Source organism: Shewanella sp. 5S214 (genome assembly GCF_041439795.1).
Classification (GTDB): Bacteria; Pseudomonadota; Gammaproteobacteria; order Enterobacterales; family Shewanellaceae; genus Shewanella; species Shewanella vesiculosa.
In genome coordinates this window covers 102,273-122,068 of the sequence record NZ_JBGOOV010000013.1, presented here as the reverse complement: position 1 = coordinate 122,068, position 19,796 = coordinate 102,273, and the positions used below count along the sequence as shown (strand labels likewise).

Annotated in this window: 17 protein-coding genes; 3 read left to right on the top strand and 14 right to left on the bottom strand. The window is 36.5% G+C overall.

Features of this window, described 5'->3' with window-relative positions; all coding sequences use genetic code 11:
• Nucleotides 1-193: 193 nt before the first annotated feature.
• The 14 genes from ACED29_RS10945 to ACED29_RS10880 all read right to left on the bottom strand — a co-directional run bounded on the left by ACED29_RS10945 (nt 194) and on the right by ACED29_RS10880 (nt 14,777).
• Nucleotides 194-1,549 (bottom strand): O-antigen ligase family protein, encoded by a 1,356-nt coding sequence (locus ACED29_RS10945; RefSeq protein ID WP_371697671.1) that lies wholly within the window; start codon nt 1,547-1,549, stop codon nt 194-196.
• Nucleotides 1,549-2,250, bottom strand: coding sequence for a hypothetical protein (locus ACED29_RS10940; RefSeq protein ID WP_371697670.1), 702 nt, complete (start codon nt 2,248-2,250; stop codon nt 1,549-1,551). Before ACED29_RS10940 ends, ACED29_RS10945 begins: the two co-directional genes overlap by 1 nt.
• Before the next feature lie 3 nt (nt 2,251-2,253).
• Complete coding sequence (locus tag ACED29_RS10935; RefSeq protein WP_371697669.1) at nt 2,254-2,988, bottom strand: tyrosine-protein phosphatase; 735 nt, start codon at nt 2,986-2,988, stop codon at nt 2,254-2,256.
• Nucleotides 2,985-5,243, bottom strand: coding sequence for a GumC family protein (locus ACED29_RS10930; protein WP_371697668.1), 2,259 nt, complete (start codon nt 5,241-5,243; stop codon nt 2,985-2,987). Before ACED29_RS10930 ends, ACED29_RS10935 begins: the two co-directional genes overlap by 4 nt.
• Nucleotides 5,243-5,779, bottom strand: a complete 537-nt coding sequence (locus ACED29_RS10925; protein ID WP_371697667.1) for a polysaccharide biosynthesis/export family protein — start codon at nt 5,777-5,779, stop codon at nt 5,243-5,245. Before ACED29_RS10925 ends, ACED29_RS10930 begins: the two co-directional genes overlap by 1 nt.
• A 7-nt stretch (nt 5,780-5,786) precedes the next feature.
• Nucleotides 5,787-6,998: an outer membrane beta-barrel protein gene (locus ACED29_RS10920; RefSeq protein WP_371697666.1), complete on the bottom strand. Its 1,212-nt coding sequence runs from the start codon at nt 6,996-6,998 to the stop codon at nt 5,787-5,789.
• A 591-nt stretch (nt 6,999-7,589) separates the two neighbouring features.
• Entirely contained in the window at nt 7,590-8,984 is a 1,395-nt protein-coding gene (locus ACED29_RS10915) for an undecaprenyl-phosphate glucose phosphotransferase (RefSeq protein ID WP_371697665.1), read from the bottom strand.
• A 16-nt stretch (nt 8,985-9,000) separates the two neighbouring features.
• Nucleotides 9,001-10,209, bottom strand: coding sequence for an O-antigen ligase family protein (locus ACED29_RS10910; protein ID WP_371697664.1), 1,209 nt, complete (start codon nt 10,207-10,209; stop codon nt 9,001-9,003).
• Between the two features lie 2 nt (nt 10,210-10,211).
• Nucleotides 10,212-10,817 carry a hypothetical protein gene (locus tag ACED29_RS10905; protein WP_371697663.1) on the bottom strand — a complete coding sequence of 202 codons (606 nt, stop codon included), beginning with the start codon at nt 10,815-10,817 and terminating at the stop codon, nt 10,212-10,214.
• A 574-nt stretch (nt 10,818-11,391) separates the two neighbouring features.
• The gene (locus ACED29_RS10900) at nt 11,392-11,910 is read right to left on the bottom strand and encodes a glycosyltransferase (RefSeq protein WP_371697662.1); all 519 of its coding nucleotides are present in this window, start codon (nt 11,908-11,910) and stop codon (nt 11,392-11,394) included.
• Nucleotides 11,907-12,371, bottom strand: coding sequence for a hypothetical protein (locus ACED29_RS10895; protein ID WP_371697661.1), 465 nt, complete (start codon nt 12,369-12,371; stop codon nt 11,907-11,909). The genes ACED29_RS10900 and ACED29_RS10895 overlap by 4 nt, the downstream gene beginning before the upstream one ends.
• Complete coding sequence (locus tag ACED29_RS10890; RefSeq protein ID WP_371697660.1) at nt 12,368-12,787, bottom strand: DapH/DapD/GlmU-related protein; 420 nt, start codon at nt 12,785-12,787, stop codon at nt 12,368-12,370. The genes ACED29_RS10895 and ACED29_RS10890 overlap by 4 nt, the downstream gene beginning before the upstream one ends.
• A 3-nt stretch (nt 12,788-12,790) precedes the next feature.
• Nucleotides 12,791-13,609 (bottom strand): glycosyltransferase, encoded by an 819-nt coding sequence (locus ACED29_RS10885; RefSeq protein WP_371697659.1) that lies wholly within the window; start codon nt 13,607-13,609, stop codon nt 12,791-12,793.
• A 1-nt stretch (nt 13,610) separates the two neighbouring features.
• Nucleotides 13,611-14,777, bottom strand: a complete 1,167-nt coding sequence (locus ACED29_RS10880) for a nucleotide sugar dehydrogenase (RefSeq protein ID WP_371697658.1) — start codon at nt 14,775-14,777, stop codon at nt 13,611-13,613.
• Nucleotides 14,778-16,186: 1,409 nt separating this feature from the next.
• Between ACED29_RS10880 and ACED29_RS10875 the strand changes: the two genes are divergently transcribed.
• From ACED29_RS10875 to ACED29_RS10865, 3 genes are read left to right on the top strand one after another with little or no spacing between them, the layout of a single operon-like run.
• Nucleotides 16,187-16,837: a transglutaminase-like cysteine peptidase gene (locus ACED29_RS10875; RefSeq protein ID WP_235781893.1), complete on the top strand. Its 651-nt coding sequence runs from the start codon at nt 16,187-16,189 to the stop codon at nt 16,835-16,837.
• Between the two features lie 26 nt (nt 16,838-16,863).
• A complete protein-coding gene (locus ACED29_RS10870; RefSeq protein WP_371697657.1) occupies nt 16,864-18,954 on the top strand; it encodes a LapD/MoxY N-terminal periplasmic domain-containing protein in 2,091 nt (696 codons plus the stop codon).
• A 3-nt stretch (nt 18,955-18,957) separates the two neighbouring features.
• Entirely contained in the window at nt 18,958-19,350 is a 393-nt protein-coding gene (locus ACED29_RS10865) for a hypothetical protein (protein WP_124016185.1), read from the top strand.
• Nucleotides 19,351-19,796 lie beyond the last annotated feature (446 nt).

Sequence of the window (19,796 nt, the reverse complement as noted above, 5' to 3'; positions counted from 1 at the left end):
AGTCAAAAGAAACACCTGGATCCCTGATAACAGATCTCAGGGATGACGAGCGGGTTGAGCAAAGCCTAATATGTAGAACCTAGAACCTAAGACCTAGGACCTAAAAACTAAGAAACATCTGGATCCCCGATAACAGATCTCGAGGATGACGAGCTAAAAAAATGATCTAAATAAACAGAACAGAAATAGCGGCCTACCTAACCTTTTTCTGTGTATCAGAAGGCAAATAACGCACTAACCAGCACAAGGTTAAGATGGTTAAAAAGAGTAAGGTGTTGGAAGGAGACTGAAGATTAAAATCAACAGAAATATGCAGTAGCATATGCACAATAGCCATTGCACAACCAAAAGCGACACCTTTATAAAGTTTATTGTTGCGTAAATACATGGTTCGGCACGCCAACCAAAATGCATACAACACCCATAAACCTAAAATAGCTGTCATCACCACGCCGTACTCCACTACAAATTGTACATATTCATTGTGGGCATGATCATAAAAGCCAGAATAAAACTGTGGTTGATATTGTGGGAATACAGTATAAAAACTGCCGCCACCTGTGCCGGTGAACAAATGCTCTTCAATAATTGGAATACTATCAATCACCACCTCATCACGAGTTTCTGACGCAAATGAAGTATCGTCTAAACGCTGCTTGAGCTTATCAACGCCAAAAATTGAACCGACAATCAACAAATCGAGAATAAAAATACTCACCACTAGAGGCTTGAACAAGGTGGGTGGACGACGGTAAATAAACATCGACAATAAAGACACAACACCCAAGGCGGTAAAAAATCCGGCATTGCCCATGCGTGAGCGACTTAAAATTAACCCAATCACCATGATAATGATGGCTAAACGTAAAATAAGTTTACGGCTGAATAATGTCGACAATAACCCAACGATGATGTCTCTAGCGTCATGATCATTTTTAGTGGTCTTTAATTCAGATAGCAGCCAACCAAACGCGATAGAAAGACATAACGCCAAATAATTAGCAAAGTGATTTTGATAAACAAACGAACCTCTTGCTCTATCGCCGTCGTGGTAACCAAATATAGGCGATACATCGAGTTGTAATAAATGAATCAAGGTACCATAAAATGCTTGCAAGCAACCTGAAACGATAATCGCAATCAATAACCAACGAAGCGCTCGAGCATGTTGAAAGTATTGAGTTAATAACAGAATAAACAGGCTATAACAGAATGTTTTTAATAATTGCTGAGCAGTTTGATAAGCATCAACCGTATTAATAGCGGGGATCCAATTCAAGATCTGCAAACACAAATAGGCCAGCATCATTCCGGTTGGGATCAGTAAATGTTTTTGCCAACGATATCGTAATAAGAGTGCATTATGTTTAAAACAATACACCACATGGCTAATCGCAAGTACTACGATAACAAACTCTAAAATGGCTAAGGCCCAAATACGATTACTGCCTAACGGAATTGGCATCCACACAATCAATGCGCATATTGCCAATATCATCACGCGATCAAACACCCCAAAAGACTGAGAACTACGTATACGATCATCCATTACCGGCACATATCCTTTTCAATCCATGTAATATCATTTTGGTTAACATCCACAGGTAAGTACTTGAAGTAGGTACATATAGTCGGCGTTAATTGATATTGTAAGGCGAGCATTTTTAAATCATTGCGCATAGTCCAATTGGCCATTGCAGCAATTTTTGCAGTGCTAAACACCAACTGTTTTTGCGTCGCCGTTAACGATGACCAATGAGCAAACCCTATCGCTAATATTTGATGCAACACTTCAGGTGTATATGGGCCATAATGGAGTGCCTGTTGTAAATAAGGCCATGCTGCTGCTAAGTCATGCTGAATAAAGGCTAGATTATAGGCATAATCGCTATAAGCATTTGGCCATGTTGGTCGTTGATTAATCGCATCGCGGTAAAGCTGATTAAAAACCTCATTATTGGGGGTAACTAATTGTGAAAAAGCGCCCCACTCCATCACTTTCACTAGCGTGAGCAAATAATGCGGATTCTGATCATCAATTTTAACCGCATAGTCGGCAGCCAATAACGCATTCGAATATTGTAATGATGTCGGTGTATTGCCACTTTGCCACTGATCAACGTAAAAACGTGATTTAAAATAGTAGGCATTGGCTAAACCTTTCTGTAACAAAATAGGTAATAAGCCCAGTAGGACTAAAATAATGAGTGCGTATGTCACACGTCTTGCTGACCAGATCATCTTACTCATCCACTACCTCGCCTGTTCAAATAATGAACTAGAAATACTATCTGGCATTACTGTCGTCATCGAATAAGCATAGTCCTCATCAACTAACTGACGTATGGCATCATAGGCTAAGGCTAACTTAGGCGGACGACGATTTAACGAATGACAATCGGATGCAACAATCGAATATAACTTGCGTTTAAGCAGGTATTCACTCAACTGCTGTGGGCTAGGCCCCATATCACCAATCAGAGATGCTGCTGTTAATTGCAACAAACACCCAGCCTTTACAAAAGGCATAATCCTATCCGGATGTGCTTGCAACTCTCTGTTTCGCTCAGGATGAGCGATCATTGGCAATACATCTTTAGCAAGTAACCACTGGATCAGTTTATCGGTACCCGGCGGAATATGGCTGCTAGGCAGCTCAAGCAGCAACACATCTTTTTGCTGGTGACAACCTAAAAAAGGCAGTTGCTGTTGTTCAATAAACTGCAAAATCTCGGGCGTAATACGCACTTCTGCAGCCACGCAAACTTCGATATTAAGGTCTGTTAATGCTAATGCATCCGACAATACACCATAAGCGGAATGGATCGTTTGCAAATTATTGTCAAAAACCCCTAAATGAATATGAGGGGTTGCCACCATACGAGTGACCCCTTGCTCGACGGCTAATGCTATCAATCCAAGGGCTTCATCAATTGATTTAGCCCCATCGTCGATATTCGGCAATATATGGCAATGTAAATCTATCATGCCTTAGTGCTATCCTTACCTGACTGGTTATTATCCTTTATGGAATAGTCTGCACCATAGGCTTGATAGTAGCCATAATCTCCTTGATAACGTTGTGCATCTTTAGTGTTAAATTGATTTAACACTACGCCAAACACTTTACTGCGGGCTTGGTTCAACTTAGCTAACGTTAACTTAATTGCTTCACTACGGGTATGACCGGCTTTAACAACCAGTACTGTGGCATCGCACAATGAGGTGATAATTAACGCATCACTAACCGCATGCACTGGCGGGGTATCGATAATAATTTTACCGTATTGGGTTTTAAGCTCGGTGAGTAGTTCAGCAAACTGAGCTGATGCTAATAACTCTTGTGGATTTAATGGCACCGCACCCGCTGGCATCACATCCACATTAGGCTTAACATCTTTTACGATACTGTTATGTATACTGTCGGTACCCGATAACACATTAGCAAGCCCCGGCTGATAGGTGGGTAATCCAAAGCGCATACCTAGGCTAGACTTACGTAAATCAGCATCGATAATTAGCACTTTCTCCATAGTGGCATAAGCAAAAGCGATGTTCATTGAGGTAGTGGTTTTACCTTCATTTGGATTTGACGAGGTCACTTCAATCGTAGCAAGTTCACTGCCCATGGCCATTAATGACATCGATGTCCGAATGGTTCTAACCGCTTCGGCATGTAAAGGTAAACTCGCATCATAAAAAGCAAAGTTGACCTCTTCGTAACTAGTACCTTTTTTCGCTTTCGGCACATAACCTAGGGCTCGTTGCGATAATAATTTTTCGACATCATCACTGGTTTTTATAGTGTCGTTTAATGCATCCAGCACTAGCACTAATACCATGGCAAAGCCTAAACTGGCCAAAAACGCCAAAATAATTATGATTTTTTTCTTAGGTTTTTCAGGTAATAACGGCACAACGGCGCGATCAGTAAAACGTGCCACTGGTGAGTCAAAATCACCGGTTACAGCAGTTTCTTTTTGACGAGCTAAAAAAGTATCAAATAACTGTCTATTAGTATCAACTTCTCTCACTAAGCGCTGATAATCAGTATCTTTAGTGCTTAAATTTTGAAACGCGCCCTTTGCTTTACTAAACTGTGCCTCTAACGCTTGCAGTGTTTGATCTGCAGTTTGCGCCTCATCCTCAATACCTTGTACTAAACGGCTAATTTGCTTGCGTAAATTTTGCTGTACCGTATTAAGCTCAGCTTGGGCGGCTATCATTTTAGGATGTTTAGGACCATACACTTGTTGAAGTTCTGACACTTTGCGTTCAACTAATACAACTTCGCGTTTAACATTTTGAATAGATAAATGCGAGGTCACCTCAGGTAAACTTTCTAAACGACTAATATCTGTGGCACCGTAGCGTTTAACCACTGCCATAAAACTATCTGCCTGGGCTTTACGTGACCTTGCAACAGTAATTTCATCGCTTAAGCGCTCTAACTCTTTGGCGTCTAATGCGGTTACCCCTTCAACATCAACTAAGCCATTGATTAACTTAAACTGCTCTAATCTCTGTTCTGATTCGTCCAGCTTTAAGCGTAAATCCTCTAAGCGCCCACCTAACCACGTATTAACTTTTTGGGTCATACCCAATTTGGCTTCTAACTGACTAACAATATAAGTATCACCAATAGCATTAGCTATCTGTGCTGCAAGTTGTGCATCTGAACTTTCAAAGCTAATATTCACTAGTTGGGTATTACGCACTGGCGAGACATTGATATTTTCAGCAAAGCTATCAATTAATTTATGCTTGGCTATATCCTGACTAACCTGACTATCAGCCGCCGTAGCAACTTCTTCAGGAATAAAATTTAACTGTGATTTAAGCTCAGAAAACCAATTTGGAGGTTGATTAAAAGCCTGATGATTGATTAAATCCAGATCATTAAATACTCGCTCGGCTATACTGCGCGACTTAATAATCTCAAACTGAGTTAAATAATATTCTTGCTGACCCGAATTAATCCCATACACTTCATCAATTTTAATCGCTTTAGCTTGTTCCGACTCAATTAATAATGTGGACGATGCCTTATAAATTGGCGTCATGCTTAACACCACAAATATGGTTAATGCAGTCACCAATAACGCAAATGCTAAAATGCGCCACTTAAAACGTATTATTGGCAGTAACAGTTTTTTTACATCGATAAGCTGATCCATTTGCATTACTGCAGGGCTTCGTTCATTGCCTGGAGAAGCACTTTGTCGTCTTTCTTGAAAGCTCATTAAAAAAATCTCTGTTCAATAGTAATGGTATCGCCAGCTTGAATTGGACTATTAATAGTGCCGCGTTCGGAGTCGACTTTGCTACCCTCGCGAGAAATGGCTATTTTTTCTTGCGAAGCACGCTCTGTAAATCCACCCGCCAAGGCTACGGCTTGATTAACTGTCATCCCCGGCTGATATGGATAGCCTCCAGGCTGTTTAACTTCACCATGGATATAAAAAGGTCGATATTCAACCATACCTACAAATACATTAGGTTCAACAAAATAATCGCCTTTCAATCCGCGATACACTATTTGCTCCACCTCTTTAATGGTTAAACCAATTAATGTTAATGAGCCTAAAAATGGATAATTAATCGTGCCACTATTAGTGATTTGCGTTTCTAGGGTTAATGCCTCCTCACCATAAACTTTAATCACTATGGTATCACCAGCACCTAATCGGTAACTCTGTGTTTCGGCATCAGCTGTTATTGGCATAGATGCCAATAACAGCATAAAAGTAGCAGTAAAAAATGTCGCTAAATACTTCATGGCGGTCCTATAGGGTCATTTCAGCTTTGATAAAGTAGATATTTCGATCATAAGCATATTGATTGTCTGTTGAATCAATCTCAAATATATCGACACCCGTGTTTAGGGTTAACCAACGGGTGACGTTATAATTAAGGCCAAATTGGTATACTTTACTTTTGTCTTCTCGTTCTACACCAGTATAGTCGTCGTTAACTTGCTTAAAACCAACAGAAGAGGTAAATAGTTCGCTCCATTCGTGATGCCACTGCACCCCATAACTAGTGCCTCTAATGAAGTCTCCTAAACCATTTGGATCTCGACTGGTTCTACCGGTAGAAAGCTCAAAAGCAGAATAGGTTAATGGCGTCCAAGTCATTTTTGCATCCCAGGACAAACCACTGAAATCTTCACGAACATCATTATCAAAGCCTTTACGTTGATAACCGATACCTATGCTACCTTCGGTTGATGCCGTCGCCTGCCATTCAACACCGACTTTTGCAGTATTGGTTGTGCTATCACGATCGCCCGTAGGATCAACAACATCATATGCTGTATTTACGTTTTGAAAATCAATAAAAATGCTGGTAGCAGCCTGAGTATCATAATAAAACGTTGCCCCTAATGTGGTATCAGCATAATTACGATACTGAGTAATAAACTCAAAATTACTGTACTCTTTACTTAAGTATTTAGCATTAACTCGAGCACGAGCTGGCGTGGTTTTTGCGCCATATTCATAATAGCCACCAGCACTTAAAATATCATAAGTATTAGGCTCAGCTTGACCATTGCCACTGTTACCTTCGAAAATACCTGTACCTCGGTCTTCATGACCTGCAATATATGCCGCCTCAATATTGAAGCGATTTGACTGATTAAGCTCAACCTCAGATTTAGCTTTTAACAAACCATCCAAGTAATTATCATCACTACTGGAAAAGTAATCACCATACTGAATTCCAGCTTCTACTGTATAAATATTGTTACCGTCTAATAACTGCGCTTGCACAGCTGGAGTGACTGTTAACACCCAACTACTTAATTCATCCGCTGAAGTATTAGCACTAGTAATGTTATCATCATATTTAAGACCACCGTTTAAACCTGGGGTAAAATCAATTCCAGATTCAGTGCGGATAACACCAGCTTTGTCATCAGCAGCAAGAGCTGGATTAGCGATCACTATCGCAGCAACCACAGTAGCAATACAACTTAACTTATACGGTATATTCATGCTTTAAATCCTTATAAAATAAATACATGGTGAATAATTAACACCAACGCAAACGCGTCAATGCATAAACTTTAAAACTGTTAAGATTCTAATTTTTGTCACTCAAGCTTGAATGGATAACTCAAATATTCTCTAATAAGTATCAGCGTCATTATCAAGACAGCAAACGTCATTCCCGCGAGCCACGCGGTGTAATCACAGAAAATTCCAGGCCCAGTAACTCCCGAGCCCCCCGCTACGTCATTCCCAGGTTAATAAATCCTTCATTGCTGAGGCTCCCGAACCGTCATTCCCGAGGTCTTTTATCGGGAATCCATTCTCAGCTTCAACCTTCAAAATTCACAGCCCCATAATTCCAGATACACAACTCTGTGAATCCTGATGTTCCAGCTCCATCATGCCCAGATTAATAAGTCCGCCATTCCTGAGACTCCCGCTACGTCATTCCCGAGATCTTTTATCGGGAATCCATTCTCAGCTTCAATCTTTAGAGCACAACAAGATGGTCCGAGGACATAACAAAATGACCTAAAATAAGCATCCAGAGAGGGAAAATCACACGCTATCGAAGTAACTTATGCAAACTAATGACTAATAAACGTTCTTACCAGTAAAGCCTTTAAAAAAGGTCAAAAAGACAATCTTAACGTCCCACCACAGGGTCCAATTACGAATATAAGCTAAATCGAACTCAATCCGTTTTTCCATCTTGTCCAAGGTGTCAGTTTCACCGCGCCAGCCATTAACCTGCGCCCATCCAGTAATACCGGGCAACACCTTGTGGCGTAACATGTAATAAGTAACTAATTTTCGGTATTCTTCATTATGTGCAACAGCGTGAGGACGTGGACCCACTACCGACATATCACCCTTAAGCACATTAAAAAACTGAGGTAATTCATCTAACGATGTCCGGCGAATAAACGCGCCCACCTTAGTTATACGAGCATCACCTTTGCGTGCCTGGGTAACCTTGTCAGCATTTTCAGCTACCGTCATCGAGCGGAATTTCCATACCTTAATTTTTCTGCCATCTAAACCATAACGATCTTGTTTGAACAAAATGGCTCCTGGTGAAGATAAATAAACAGCTATCGAAACAGCTATTAATACAGGAGAAATAGCGATAATCGTGCATAGACTAAAAACAATATCAAAGGTTCGTTTATAAAAACGCCTCATTCCATTTACTGGAGACTCAAATACACTTAAGGTATCGACTTCACCAACACTGCCAATGCGCGCATGCATTAAATTTTTTAATAAAAAATCAGGGGTAATTAAAACATCTACAGTACTATCACCTAATGTTTCAATAATATCTGCAATACGCTTTTCAGCTATCATCGGCAAGCATAGGTAAAGCTTTTGTACTTTTCCATTACGAGCAAGATCTACGGCATCGTTAATTGAACCTACTAAAAGGGACACGTCGAGATTTTCTATACGACTTGGCTGACGATCATCATAGAAACCAACACATTCAAATCCTAACTCATCATGTTTAATAATTTCCTCGTATAAATTTTTACCTGTGTCAGTTAAACCAACGATCGCAACTTTCTCAACATTAAAACCTTTGGTTCGACGAATACGTTTAACCTGGCGAATTAGATAACGGGCTCCAACTAACAGAATTAATGCACAAGAATACCAACCAAATACTACAACACGAGAATATGTTTCACCTTGTTTTATTAAAAATAACAACATAAAAATTATCATAAAAGATATTGATATTGTTAATACAGCTAAAATGCACATATGTGAAAATTTGCCTAAACGCCAAGAACGATATAAACCAAATGATTCACTAATATAACTAAACAAAAATAACTGACAGCTTAACAAAAGCAAATATTCCAAACTTACGTTTAAATTATAGAAAAATAACATTGAGAAAAATGTTGTAATAAGGGCTAATAAATCAAGTAACCGAAATAGAAATCCGCTTTGACCAATATAAAAATTTGAACGTTTATGCATACAACCACCAAGTTAACTATCTTTTTTCATCACATGACAGACCATAAACAACTATACAAAAAACAATAAAAGCGCAATTTGCAATAGTGTTAAAAATAATTGCTTCTGAAAACCCAACTAAAAGTATGTAAAATATTAATTGAAGAAATACAACTTTATCATTATTAATTGAACTTGAAATAATTTCAAATATCAACTTCAAAAAAACAATAAAACAAATCACTCCCCCTGACATAAGTATTTGCAAATACAGATTGTGTGTTTGAGCAACAGTAAAACCAACTTTAGCCGAATTAGAAACAAGCACATCTACAGCAGAAGAATAGCCCCAACCAAATATGATTTTTTGATAAATAATATCTAAAACAAATGACCAGATGCTAGAACGACCGGTAAATGTCAATATTTCATTGATATCACCAGTTCTCGATGCTGAACGTATTATATCGATATAAAACTCAGGCATAACAACAAATGTAATAATAAAAAAAACTATTATTATAGAACACAAAAAAAGCATTATAGAATATGTTTTTCGTCTGAAAATAAAAAAAATAAAAAAACAAATAATTACAGACAATATATTAGTTTTGCTGTTACATAAAAACAAAACTATTAATGACAAGAATATGGATAGGAAACTGATTTTATTCGATAAAACTTTCTTCAACATTAGATTAACGGTTATAACAATATTTATTCCTAGAATAAAAGCAAGTGTATTAGGATGGCCTGAAACGCCTTGCATTCTTGTGCTAGTAATAAACTCCCCCCACTGCCAATATGAATATCTACCAATATCTTTAAAAAAGAAATAAAAGAAAAATGATATCAAAGCAAATGAAATAGAAAAATAAACATACACTATAAAAACCTTTTCAACTCCGAAATTATTTATGTAAAACCTAACAATAAACATTGTTATAAATAAAGTTGTCAAAGTATATATAGCATATAAAGAAAAATGTACTAAAGTAGTAACCAACAATAATAACAACAACAAAAACAAATAAAACTCAGGTTTGTACTGCAAGCCTTTTATAAAGTATCTATAACTTGGGGATATCATAAAAAATAAAGAATATATAAACAAAATCCTAGCCAATACCTGAAAATCTATCCCACGAGATTCAAAACCTGGTGTTCGTAAAGTGAATTGAGTTAGAAAAATAAAAATAAAAAAAGCAGATAATAAAAACCTATTCCAGCTATAACTAAATTTCATAATCAATAATTACCATTTACTACTTCATTTAAACGTTTCAATTTTAAAATTAAAACAATAGAAACTAAAAGCCAAGAAACAAGAATAGTCAAAGAGAATTGAGAACTAGAACTGACACCATTACCAAAGAAAAAAGAAGAAAATAAAACAAAAAAAATAAAACCAGAAAAATATGCAGCTATAATATAACTATAATTATTATATTTAATAAAAAACATTTCAAAAACTTTGTTTATAGAAAGTAACGTATAAATTCCGCCCCATATAATTAAATCATAGTTGGTAGGAAATCCATTAACATCATAAAACTTATATAGAATTGAAACTGAAATAATTAAACAAATAAAACCTAGTGTCGATGATATTAAAATATATTTAACAACAAAATCAAAAACAACTTTATAATTAAATTCAAATTCAGATATTTTCTTTTGGTCTATAGCTTCAAATGTTTTAACTACTATTTGAACAGGTTGAAAAACAGCTCGGGAAACAAAAACAATAGAAGCAACAATAGGTGAGGCCAGAGAAGAAATGATGATAAAAGGCACATGTACCATCGACAATTGTGCTATAGAAAATAGATTTCTATATAACACTAACTTCAAATTACTAAACCAATACAAATAATTAACTCTCGATGTATTAACTATTAATAGAGGCATAATAAAAAACAATATCAAACACACTTCAATTGTAAAAACTACAAAATATAGATATGATATTGATTCTAAACTAAATAAATCTAGTAATAATAATACAGCTACAGAGACACATAAAATAATAGGCGATACACAGATCAAAAAAACCTTTCCATTTTCAATAAGAAAATACTTAAATAATTCGTGTTGAAATAAATAAAGGTACATAAAAACAACTAGTGTAAAAAAGGCGAAATCATAGAACAAAAGGCAACATACAGACAATATAATAATAGTGAGAAAAAGAAGAAAATAGCTTGATGAAAAATATTCTATAATTACTACATTTGACACATCTTTTGTTTTTAATAGATTAAATGGTATCAATATTATAGCTCTCTGAAGCGACAGAGCTATTAGACTATATGTCATAGCTAAACCAAAACTAACTAACTCAGCAGTTCCAATAAACTTTAATATAAAGAAAGTAAATAGAAAATTTAAACCTGAAGAAAGTAGGGAGTCTGAAAAAATAAAAACTTTATTTCTCATTTTTTATATAATCACTTATAAATCTAGAAAGATTATTATCTAGAGATTTAGAGTTAAAGTCGGAAACAGCATCCCCCTTTGAAAATAATATTCTAAAATCACTGCACTTAATAACTTCTGAAAAAAAACTAACAAAGCTCTCTTCATTAAAGAAAACCTTTATGTTATGAAATTTATCTTTGAAACTAGACATAGTATCAGTCTGATGATCATTTCTATGTTCATTTAAATCAGCTAACCGCCCTAAAACTAACAAGGGCTTATCATACTCTAAACATGTGATAATTGTTCCCATTCCTGCATGCGAGACCACTATATCGGCCCAATGTATAAGATCATTATACTCTGACTCATTTAGGAAACGAAATGTTTCAATATTTTTATAAATATTGAAATCATTTCCAACTTGCGCTTTTATATTTAAGATTTTACTAAAATCATCATTATCAAAAATATTAATTAGCCTAGAGAATGGAAGTTGCGCACCAACCGTAATAAAAATATTCATTCTAAAATATTACCATGATATTGTACATTATCACTAGCTAGCTCAGGCCATTGAGTTATTGTTATATTTGAAAAATATGACGCATACTTACCTGAAAAGGATAGTTTTTTAGAATTGGCAATACTATCAACCCATATAGTATTAACGCCAAAAGCCCTACCAACCAACACAGAAATAAGCCCCGGCAATGCACCAGTGGTTATCAGAAAAGATGGTTTCGTATGATTGATTATCTTAAAAATTTGAAATATAGTTTTTAAAGACAAATAAACATTATCCCTAGATACGTCTTGAATTATATAACTACAATCACTAATATTCTTTTTATCATCAAATGAAGCATCAGGACTTGCATTAATATAAATAATTTCATATTCTGGCAAATTCAGATTACTAATTAGCTTTCTGAGTTGAACATTATGCCCACCAACTGAAGCAAGAGCTAAAATTACTTTACTCATATCAATATCCCAAAACGACCTGTACTGATTCCTTCCTTGATAATTTTAGCAGGATTGCCTGCTACAATTACCGAATCAGGTACATTTTTAGTAACTACAGATCCTGCAGCTACAACACAATTATTACCAATAGTGACACCCGGCATTATTATAGAATTCGCACCAATAAAGCAATCTTCACCAATGAAAACTGATTTATGCAACAATCTACACATATCATGAGTTAATATTACTGCTCCGAAAGCAATATAAGTTCCTTTTGAAATATTTATTCCTTTAGGATTTCTTTTATCCAACTTTGCTTTTAATGATATTCTTACAGTTGGATGGATATTCATCTTATAAAATTTCGTATACCATATCACTACTAAATAAAGTATAAATTGTCTAAATTGAACATGATAAAAATTCTTCATAATTCACCTATTACTATCATCTCTTTCCCAAATATCATCTTTACTTAACTTTATAAATATAAAAGCTCTTGCTCTACATACAATAGTAACAAGTACATATATAAAATAACTAAAAAACTCTTTATTATTAACGGCCAATAAAAATAATTTCTTTTGTTCATTCCCTTTTACTGATGGCGAAAAACCAAAAATATGCTTAAGTTGTAAGTTGCCCATTCGACTTCTTGTTTTTATTTTAACTAATGAGTACAAGTCATTTGGTATTAGAACATTAGAAAAAGAGTTTTTTATTTTAAAAAGATTATTTTCTCCCAAAGAAGACTTAACAAAACCATCATCAGATATAACATTTGGTAAAGGAAAAACCTTATCGATTACCTTATTGGATATAATATATACGCCAGCACTTACCATCCCTTTTTTGAAAACTGGAGTTAACATCATAAATTTGTAGAACTTCCTTACTAAAAAACTACCACCTATAAATTTAGGTTCTAAAGTAAAAAAGTCATACTCTTTTGAATTTTTATCATTACTTAGGTTTACTAGGGATTCATGCTTAATTATAACATCAGCATCTTGAATCATTACTCTATCACCTGATATTAATTTAATACCTTCATTAATAGCTATGACTTTTGACCCGATTGATAAATTAATAATTTTTACAAATTTAAACTTTTTGGCTTCAGTCATTGTATTGTCAGAGCAACCATTAGTAATTACTATGACTTCATATAAATTTTCTAGGCCTTCATACTCTTTAAGAAGTTTAGAAATAGTTTTCTCTTCATTATAAGCAGGTATAAGAACACTTATCATCTTATTCTTTCCTAAAAATATCACGAGTGTAAACTTTCAGAAGAACATCTGATAACTCTTCATCAATTCTATTCGATATAATAACATCTGCATCTATTTTGAACTGCTCGAGATTTTGATATACTTTTGAGTTAAAGAACTCATCTTTCTCCATAACAGGTTCAAAAATGATCACTTCAACGCCTTTGGCTTTAATCCGTTTCATGATCCCTTGAATACTCGATGATCTGAAGTTGTCTGAGCCGGACTTCATTATTAGGCGGTAAATACCAACAACTTTAGGGTTACGTTTTAAAATTGATTCGGCAATAAAGTCTTTACGGGTAGTATTTGAATCAACAATTGCGCCAATTAAATTATTAGGAACATCGGCATAGTTTGCACGTAATTGCTTGGTGTCTTTTGGTAAACAATATCCACCATAACCGAATGAAGGATTATTATAGTGATTGCCTATTCGTGGGTCTAAGCAGACTCCATCGATAATTTGTTTACTGTCGAGGCCGTGTGCTTCAGCGTAAGTATCTAACTCGTTAAAGTAAGCGACTCGTAATGCTAGATAGGTATTTGAAAACAACTTAACAGCTTCAGCTTCGGTTGAGTGAGTAAACAAAACCTCGATGTCTTGTTTAATTGCACCTTTAACTAATAAGTTAGCAAAGATTTGAGCGCGCTCACTTTGTTCACCAACAATAATCCGTGATGGATACAAGTTGTCGTGTAGTGCCTTGCCTTCGCGTAAAAATTCTGGTGAGAAGATAATATTGTCACAAGAAAATTCTTGCTTAATGCGTTCGGTATATCCCACTGGCACAGTCGACTTAATGATCATCACTGCACTTGGATTTATGCTGATTACATCTCTTATGACTGACTCTACCGATGAGGTATTAAAGTAGTTTGTCGCTGGATCATAATCTGTGGGTGTCGCAATAATGACAAAATTTGCATCTTTATATGCTAACGCTTTATCTAACGTCGCAGTAAAATTTAGCTTTTTATTTGCTAGAAAGTCTTCGATTTCTGTATCGGAAATCGGTGATATTTTGTCGTTAAGCAAGGCAATTTTTTGTTCTATTATGTCTACCGCTACAACTTGATTGTGTTGTGCCAATAGCATAGCGTTAGATAAACCGACATAACCTGTACCTGCAATCGCTATTTTCATTTAGATAAACTTCCTGGTGAACTTGAATAATTTTTATTGGTGGCTTTTTAAGCCTACATATCTGTGTTTGCAGTGATTAGTCAGGAGAGTGCTAAAGCAAACATCTACAGCTTGATTCCCAATAACAGATCTTGGGAATAACGGCGGTGATGGGGACGCAACCCATACTGTTGATTAATAAGATTATATTTTATATTTCCAATCTCAACAGGCAGGTTTTCAGCTAAAAAAGACACGCTACCGCCACTAGATTACAGCTTCCAGATTGCTATGACGCGTTTCAAATTGTCTATTTCTTTGAGGTTTAACGCTTCAGAACGAAGCAGTAGAAGGTCCCTTGGTAGATACTTTTTAGAGCACTACTAACTGATTTTTGACTTAAGTACTTAGTCATTATTAAGTAAAATCAGTTTTATCCTATCTAACAGGTAGTTAGCACAAAGCCATTAACCCAAAGTGATAGGCTGGGATGCAGCAGAAAATAGTAATGATATGAGTTCACGTTGGAAATAAGCTAACGAAGCAAAATCTTCTGATTTTAAGCTCAACAATAGTTATTTGTGGCCTCATGCCTTATTTACAATTTCCTTCTCTACTATTCGTTTTGTCATCGTTCCTCTTATTGGCCGGAGATTATAATGTATACCGTAAGTTAATGACAGTTTTTTGACTATTTTAATTAAACGTCACTTTTCCGCCGTTTTGTGCGTTATTTACCCGGATATTTCGTCAATAGCTGCTTTTTGAGCATGTTCTTCATTGGCATCGTTACAGACTAATCTGCGTTTGATTGCAACATGATTTTACTGCTTGTTAGCTACAAGCTGAACTAGCAAACAAATTTATAACGCACCACTTGGCCGCATCACCTAACAATTTGCACTTTAGTGGTGCAATGCAATATCATAATCTGTCACTCTGCCGAGGCGGTATAAGTGAAATCCTTTATCACCAACATAATCAGTAAAACTAAAAATAGAAGACTGTTTAATAACAACTAAATACCATTATTGATTTTATTACTCTATGTTAACTATCAAAGTTACCAGGTTTTTTAGCCGCTTAATTAGACTGTTCAGTACAACATTTATGTTGAAATAGCCCTTTTCACCCCTCGGGTTAATCAAGTTGCGTGCCAACAAATTGACACAGTCAAAAAAAACATTCTCCTAATTGCTTTTGGGTTAAAAATAAGACTAAATGCACTTGTTGTATTTTTACGCTATGCTGAAGCAGATTTCTGGACGCGTTATATAAACTTATGCAGTACGTCATTTTATTGTCGTTTTGACGTTAACTAGATTATGATGTGCATAATTATTGCTACCATTTATGTATATTTATTACACTTAGCTAAATTTGCTCACATGATTAGTAGGAATTAACGTATTAAGTTTGCTGTGTTTGGCATGGATAAATATCGCCATTGGCTAGTAATGTCTGTGGTGTTTTCTGCTGTGTGCTGGGCAACCATCAGTGACGATTTGTTTACCGACGATTTCTTTAAACAAATTCAACAACGTTATGGTGAAGACAGGCTAGAAGATTTTAGTGATTGGCGAGATACCATCGCTGAAGGAAGTGCGCTTAGTGACATGGATCGTTTACATTTAGCCAATCAGTTTGCTAATAGGCGTATCCGTTTTGTAAGCGATAATGATCATTGGCAAAAAAGTGATTATTGGGCGACTCCACTTGAATCATTAGGCAGTAAAGGTGGAGATTGTGAAGACTTTGCCATCTTTAAGTATTTTACATTAAAGGCCATGGGGGTTGATGAAAGTAAGATGCGCTTGATGTATGTGCGCGCTTTATTGATAAATGAACCCCACATGGTGTTAATTTACTTTGAAGACCCAAAGGCAATGCCCTTGGTGTTAGATAACTTAAAAACACAAATTTTACCTGCTAGCCAACGCCGAGATTTAAAGCCTGTTTATTCATTTAATGGCCAAGGATTGTGGTTAGCAAAAGCGCAAGGGTTAGGCAGTAATAAGCCCACTAGCGGTGGCACTAAAAATTGGACTGATTTAATCAATCGAATTGAAAATGGCGAATAATCGTTACAAAGGATCTGGAGCAAACCATGTTTTCTAAAGGAATGTCGTTACGAGTACAGTTGTATCTCCTAATAGGCTGTTTATCGATTTTTAGCTTTGGCGCTGCGTTATACAATAACGTATCGAATATGCGTGGCTATTTAAATGAGCAGTTGGCATCTCATGCACAAGGTGCTGCACACAGTTTAGGATTATCGATATCACCTTATATGGATGAAGAAGGCCTGGTAATTGCAGAAACAATGACCAATGCTATTTTCGATTCAGGCTATTATCAACACATTACATTTACCGATCTTGATGGCAAAGTATTATTTGAACGCACCAACCCTCAAGGTAACTTTGCCGTACCAGAATGGTTTATCAGTTGGTTTACGCTGCATCCTCCTGTAATGACCAGTGAAGTGAGTGACGGCTGGCGTATTGCCGGTAAACTGGAAGTGCAATCGCATGCGGGTACGTCATATAAAAGTTTATGGGATCATGCTGTTAATAATCTAACTTCAACGTTATTTCAACTTGTTATAGCCCTATTGTGTGCTTACTTCATTTTAAAGTCGGTGTTAACTCCTCTTAATAGTATTGAGAGACAAGCTGAGTCGGTGATTCAAAAACGCTTTGAGCTTAATCCTATTAAGCCCTTTACCACTGAATTACGTACTTTAGTTAATGCGATTAATCGTATGATTGAGAATATTCAGCGATCATTTAACGAACAAACTCAATTGGCAGAAACCTTGTCGCGTGAGGTTTACATTGACTCGCATACTGGGTTGCCAAATCGCCGAGCATTGTTAAAAAAGTTTGAGTCGATTCAAGCTGAATATGAACAACACGGAAACCGATTTTATTTAGGCTTGTTGTCGATGACCTCTTTAAAGCAGGTGAATGACGATGAAGGTTATGGCAGTGGTGATGACTATATTTTATCTGGAGCACAGCTTTTTAGTAAGCAGATAAACAGTTTACAAGAGTCGACCTTATACCGTATTTCTGGGTCTGAATTTGCTTTTTTGAGTTCACTTACTGAAGATGAAGCCAAGGAAGTCGATGAGCACATTGCTGAGAGTATTTTGATTGAAAGCTCATCACGTTTTGGTAATGGCTTTGCAAAACATAGCCTCACCCGCGTAAACCATCAAGAAGACTTTGCTGATGTCGTTATGCGTTTAGATAATCAGCTTGTTCATAATCAATATGCAGATAAGGCCAAGGGGCTCGTTTCTGCTCAGGGGATGCAAAAGAATCATTCGCGTGAAGAATGGGTTGGAATTTTGACTCAGTTTACTGAGTATTTCAAAAACGAAATTAACCACTCTAGCAGCAAAGATTTTGCCATTAAGTGTATTCCGTTAGATAAATTATTCGATTTAATGCTCCAGCCTGTAGTAGATGATAATCAATCGATTTTATATGTTGAGTCGTTTGTTCGCTTTAAAATAGCGGGAGAAAATTTATCGACTTTAGACGTGTTTGCCATGGCTGAAAGATTGGGCTTGTTGCAAGATCTTGAACAAGCTGTTGTGTGTTTTATTTTTTATAAGCTGCAACACATTGAACACACGCGTGTGGCGATTAACATTAGCAACCGTGCGCTGCATAACCCGGTGTTTACCGATTGGTTGTTTGATTTATACCAAAAATTGCATAGAACCCTTCCACCACTTTTGTATGAATTTAACGAGTCTGGTGCAATGCTTTCGCTTGAATCGACAGAGAAGTTTATTAGCCGAGCGAAACAATTGGATATTGATATTGCCATTGAACGTTTTGGCTCTAGCTTGAGTTCATTTTGCTACATCAGAAACTTAAACATTGATTACATTAAGATTGATCCTAGTTATGTGCGTGACATAGCTGAATCTGACACACGCTTTTTTGTTCAAACGGTGATTCAAATTTGTCATGGTATTGGCATTAAAATCATCGCACCACAGGTAGAATCGGTCGTTATAGGTGAACATTTTTCACTCATGAATATCGATGGTTTACAAGGTAATGGATTGTATGCTGTGCGAAATTTCAGTACAATTATTCCCGCTAACGCAACAAGTACATGGATCAGTGCATTGCAACTGAATAACTTTAGTCATTCAACAAATATCGAGGCAGAATAAATAATGCGTAAAAGTAAATTAACCCTGTTATTGGTTTCAGCATTATTGACTTCGGGCATGTCTGCCGGTGTTATGGCTGAAGATACTTTAACCGCTAGTACTCAAAATACTCCTGTTTCAGATGCTGCAACACAATTAGCTAGTTCTCTTGTTGCCGCTAATGGCGATGAAGCATTGATAATCGAAGCATTAAAAGCTGCTGTTGCTGCAGGTTTGAGCTCTGATGACATCTTAGCTATTGCGATTGCTAACGGGATTGACCCTGCTATTGTTGCAGCCAATCTTGAAGATGCACAAACTGCTGGCGGCGGTGCATTTGGTGCAGCTCCAGCTCCAGGTGGCCCAGGCTTCGGTGGCGGCTCAGGCGGCGGCGCTGGAACAATATCTAGCAACTAATTTTTTAACGCGATTTCGTTTTAATACAGTTTACATAACTACAAAACGAATTTGCTTTAAACAAAAAACAGCGCAATTTTCGCTGTTTTTTTATGCCTAAAATTCAATATATTCTTTAGCCGCCATACAGAATCATTATCCAATCGTCATTCCCGAGATCTGTTGTATGGTTCTAGCTGTTGATTAGATTTGGGTTCCTAGGTTCTAGGTTTCGCCCCACCCGCTCGTCATCCCTGAGAACTGTTATCAGGGATCCAGGTGTTGCTTAGATTTGGGTTCCTAGGTTCTAGCTACTAGGTGTTGCCCCACCCGCTCGTCATCCCTGAGATCTGTTATCAGGGATCCAGGTGTTGCTGTTGATCTTACTTAAAAGCGTAAAAACTAACACCTGGATTCCGGCTCAAAAGCATTGCCGGAATGGCGGAGTAGTGGGCGTTGTTTGTATG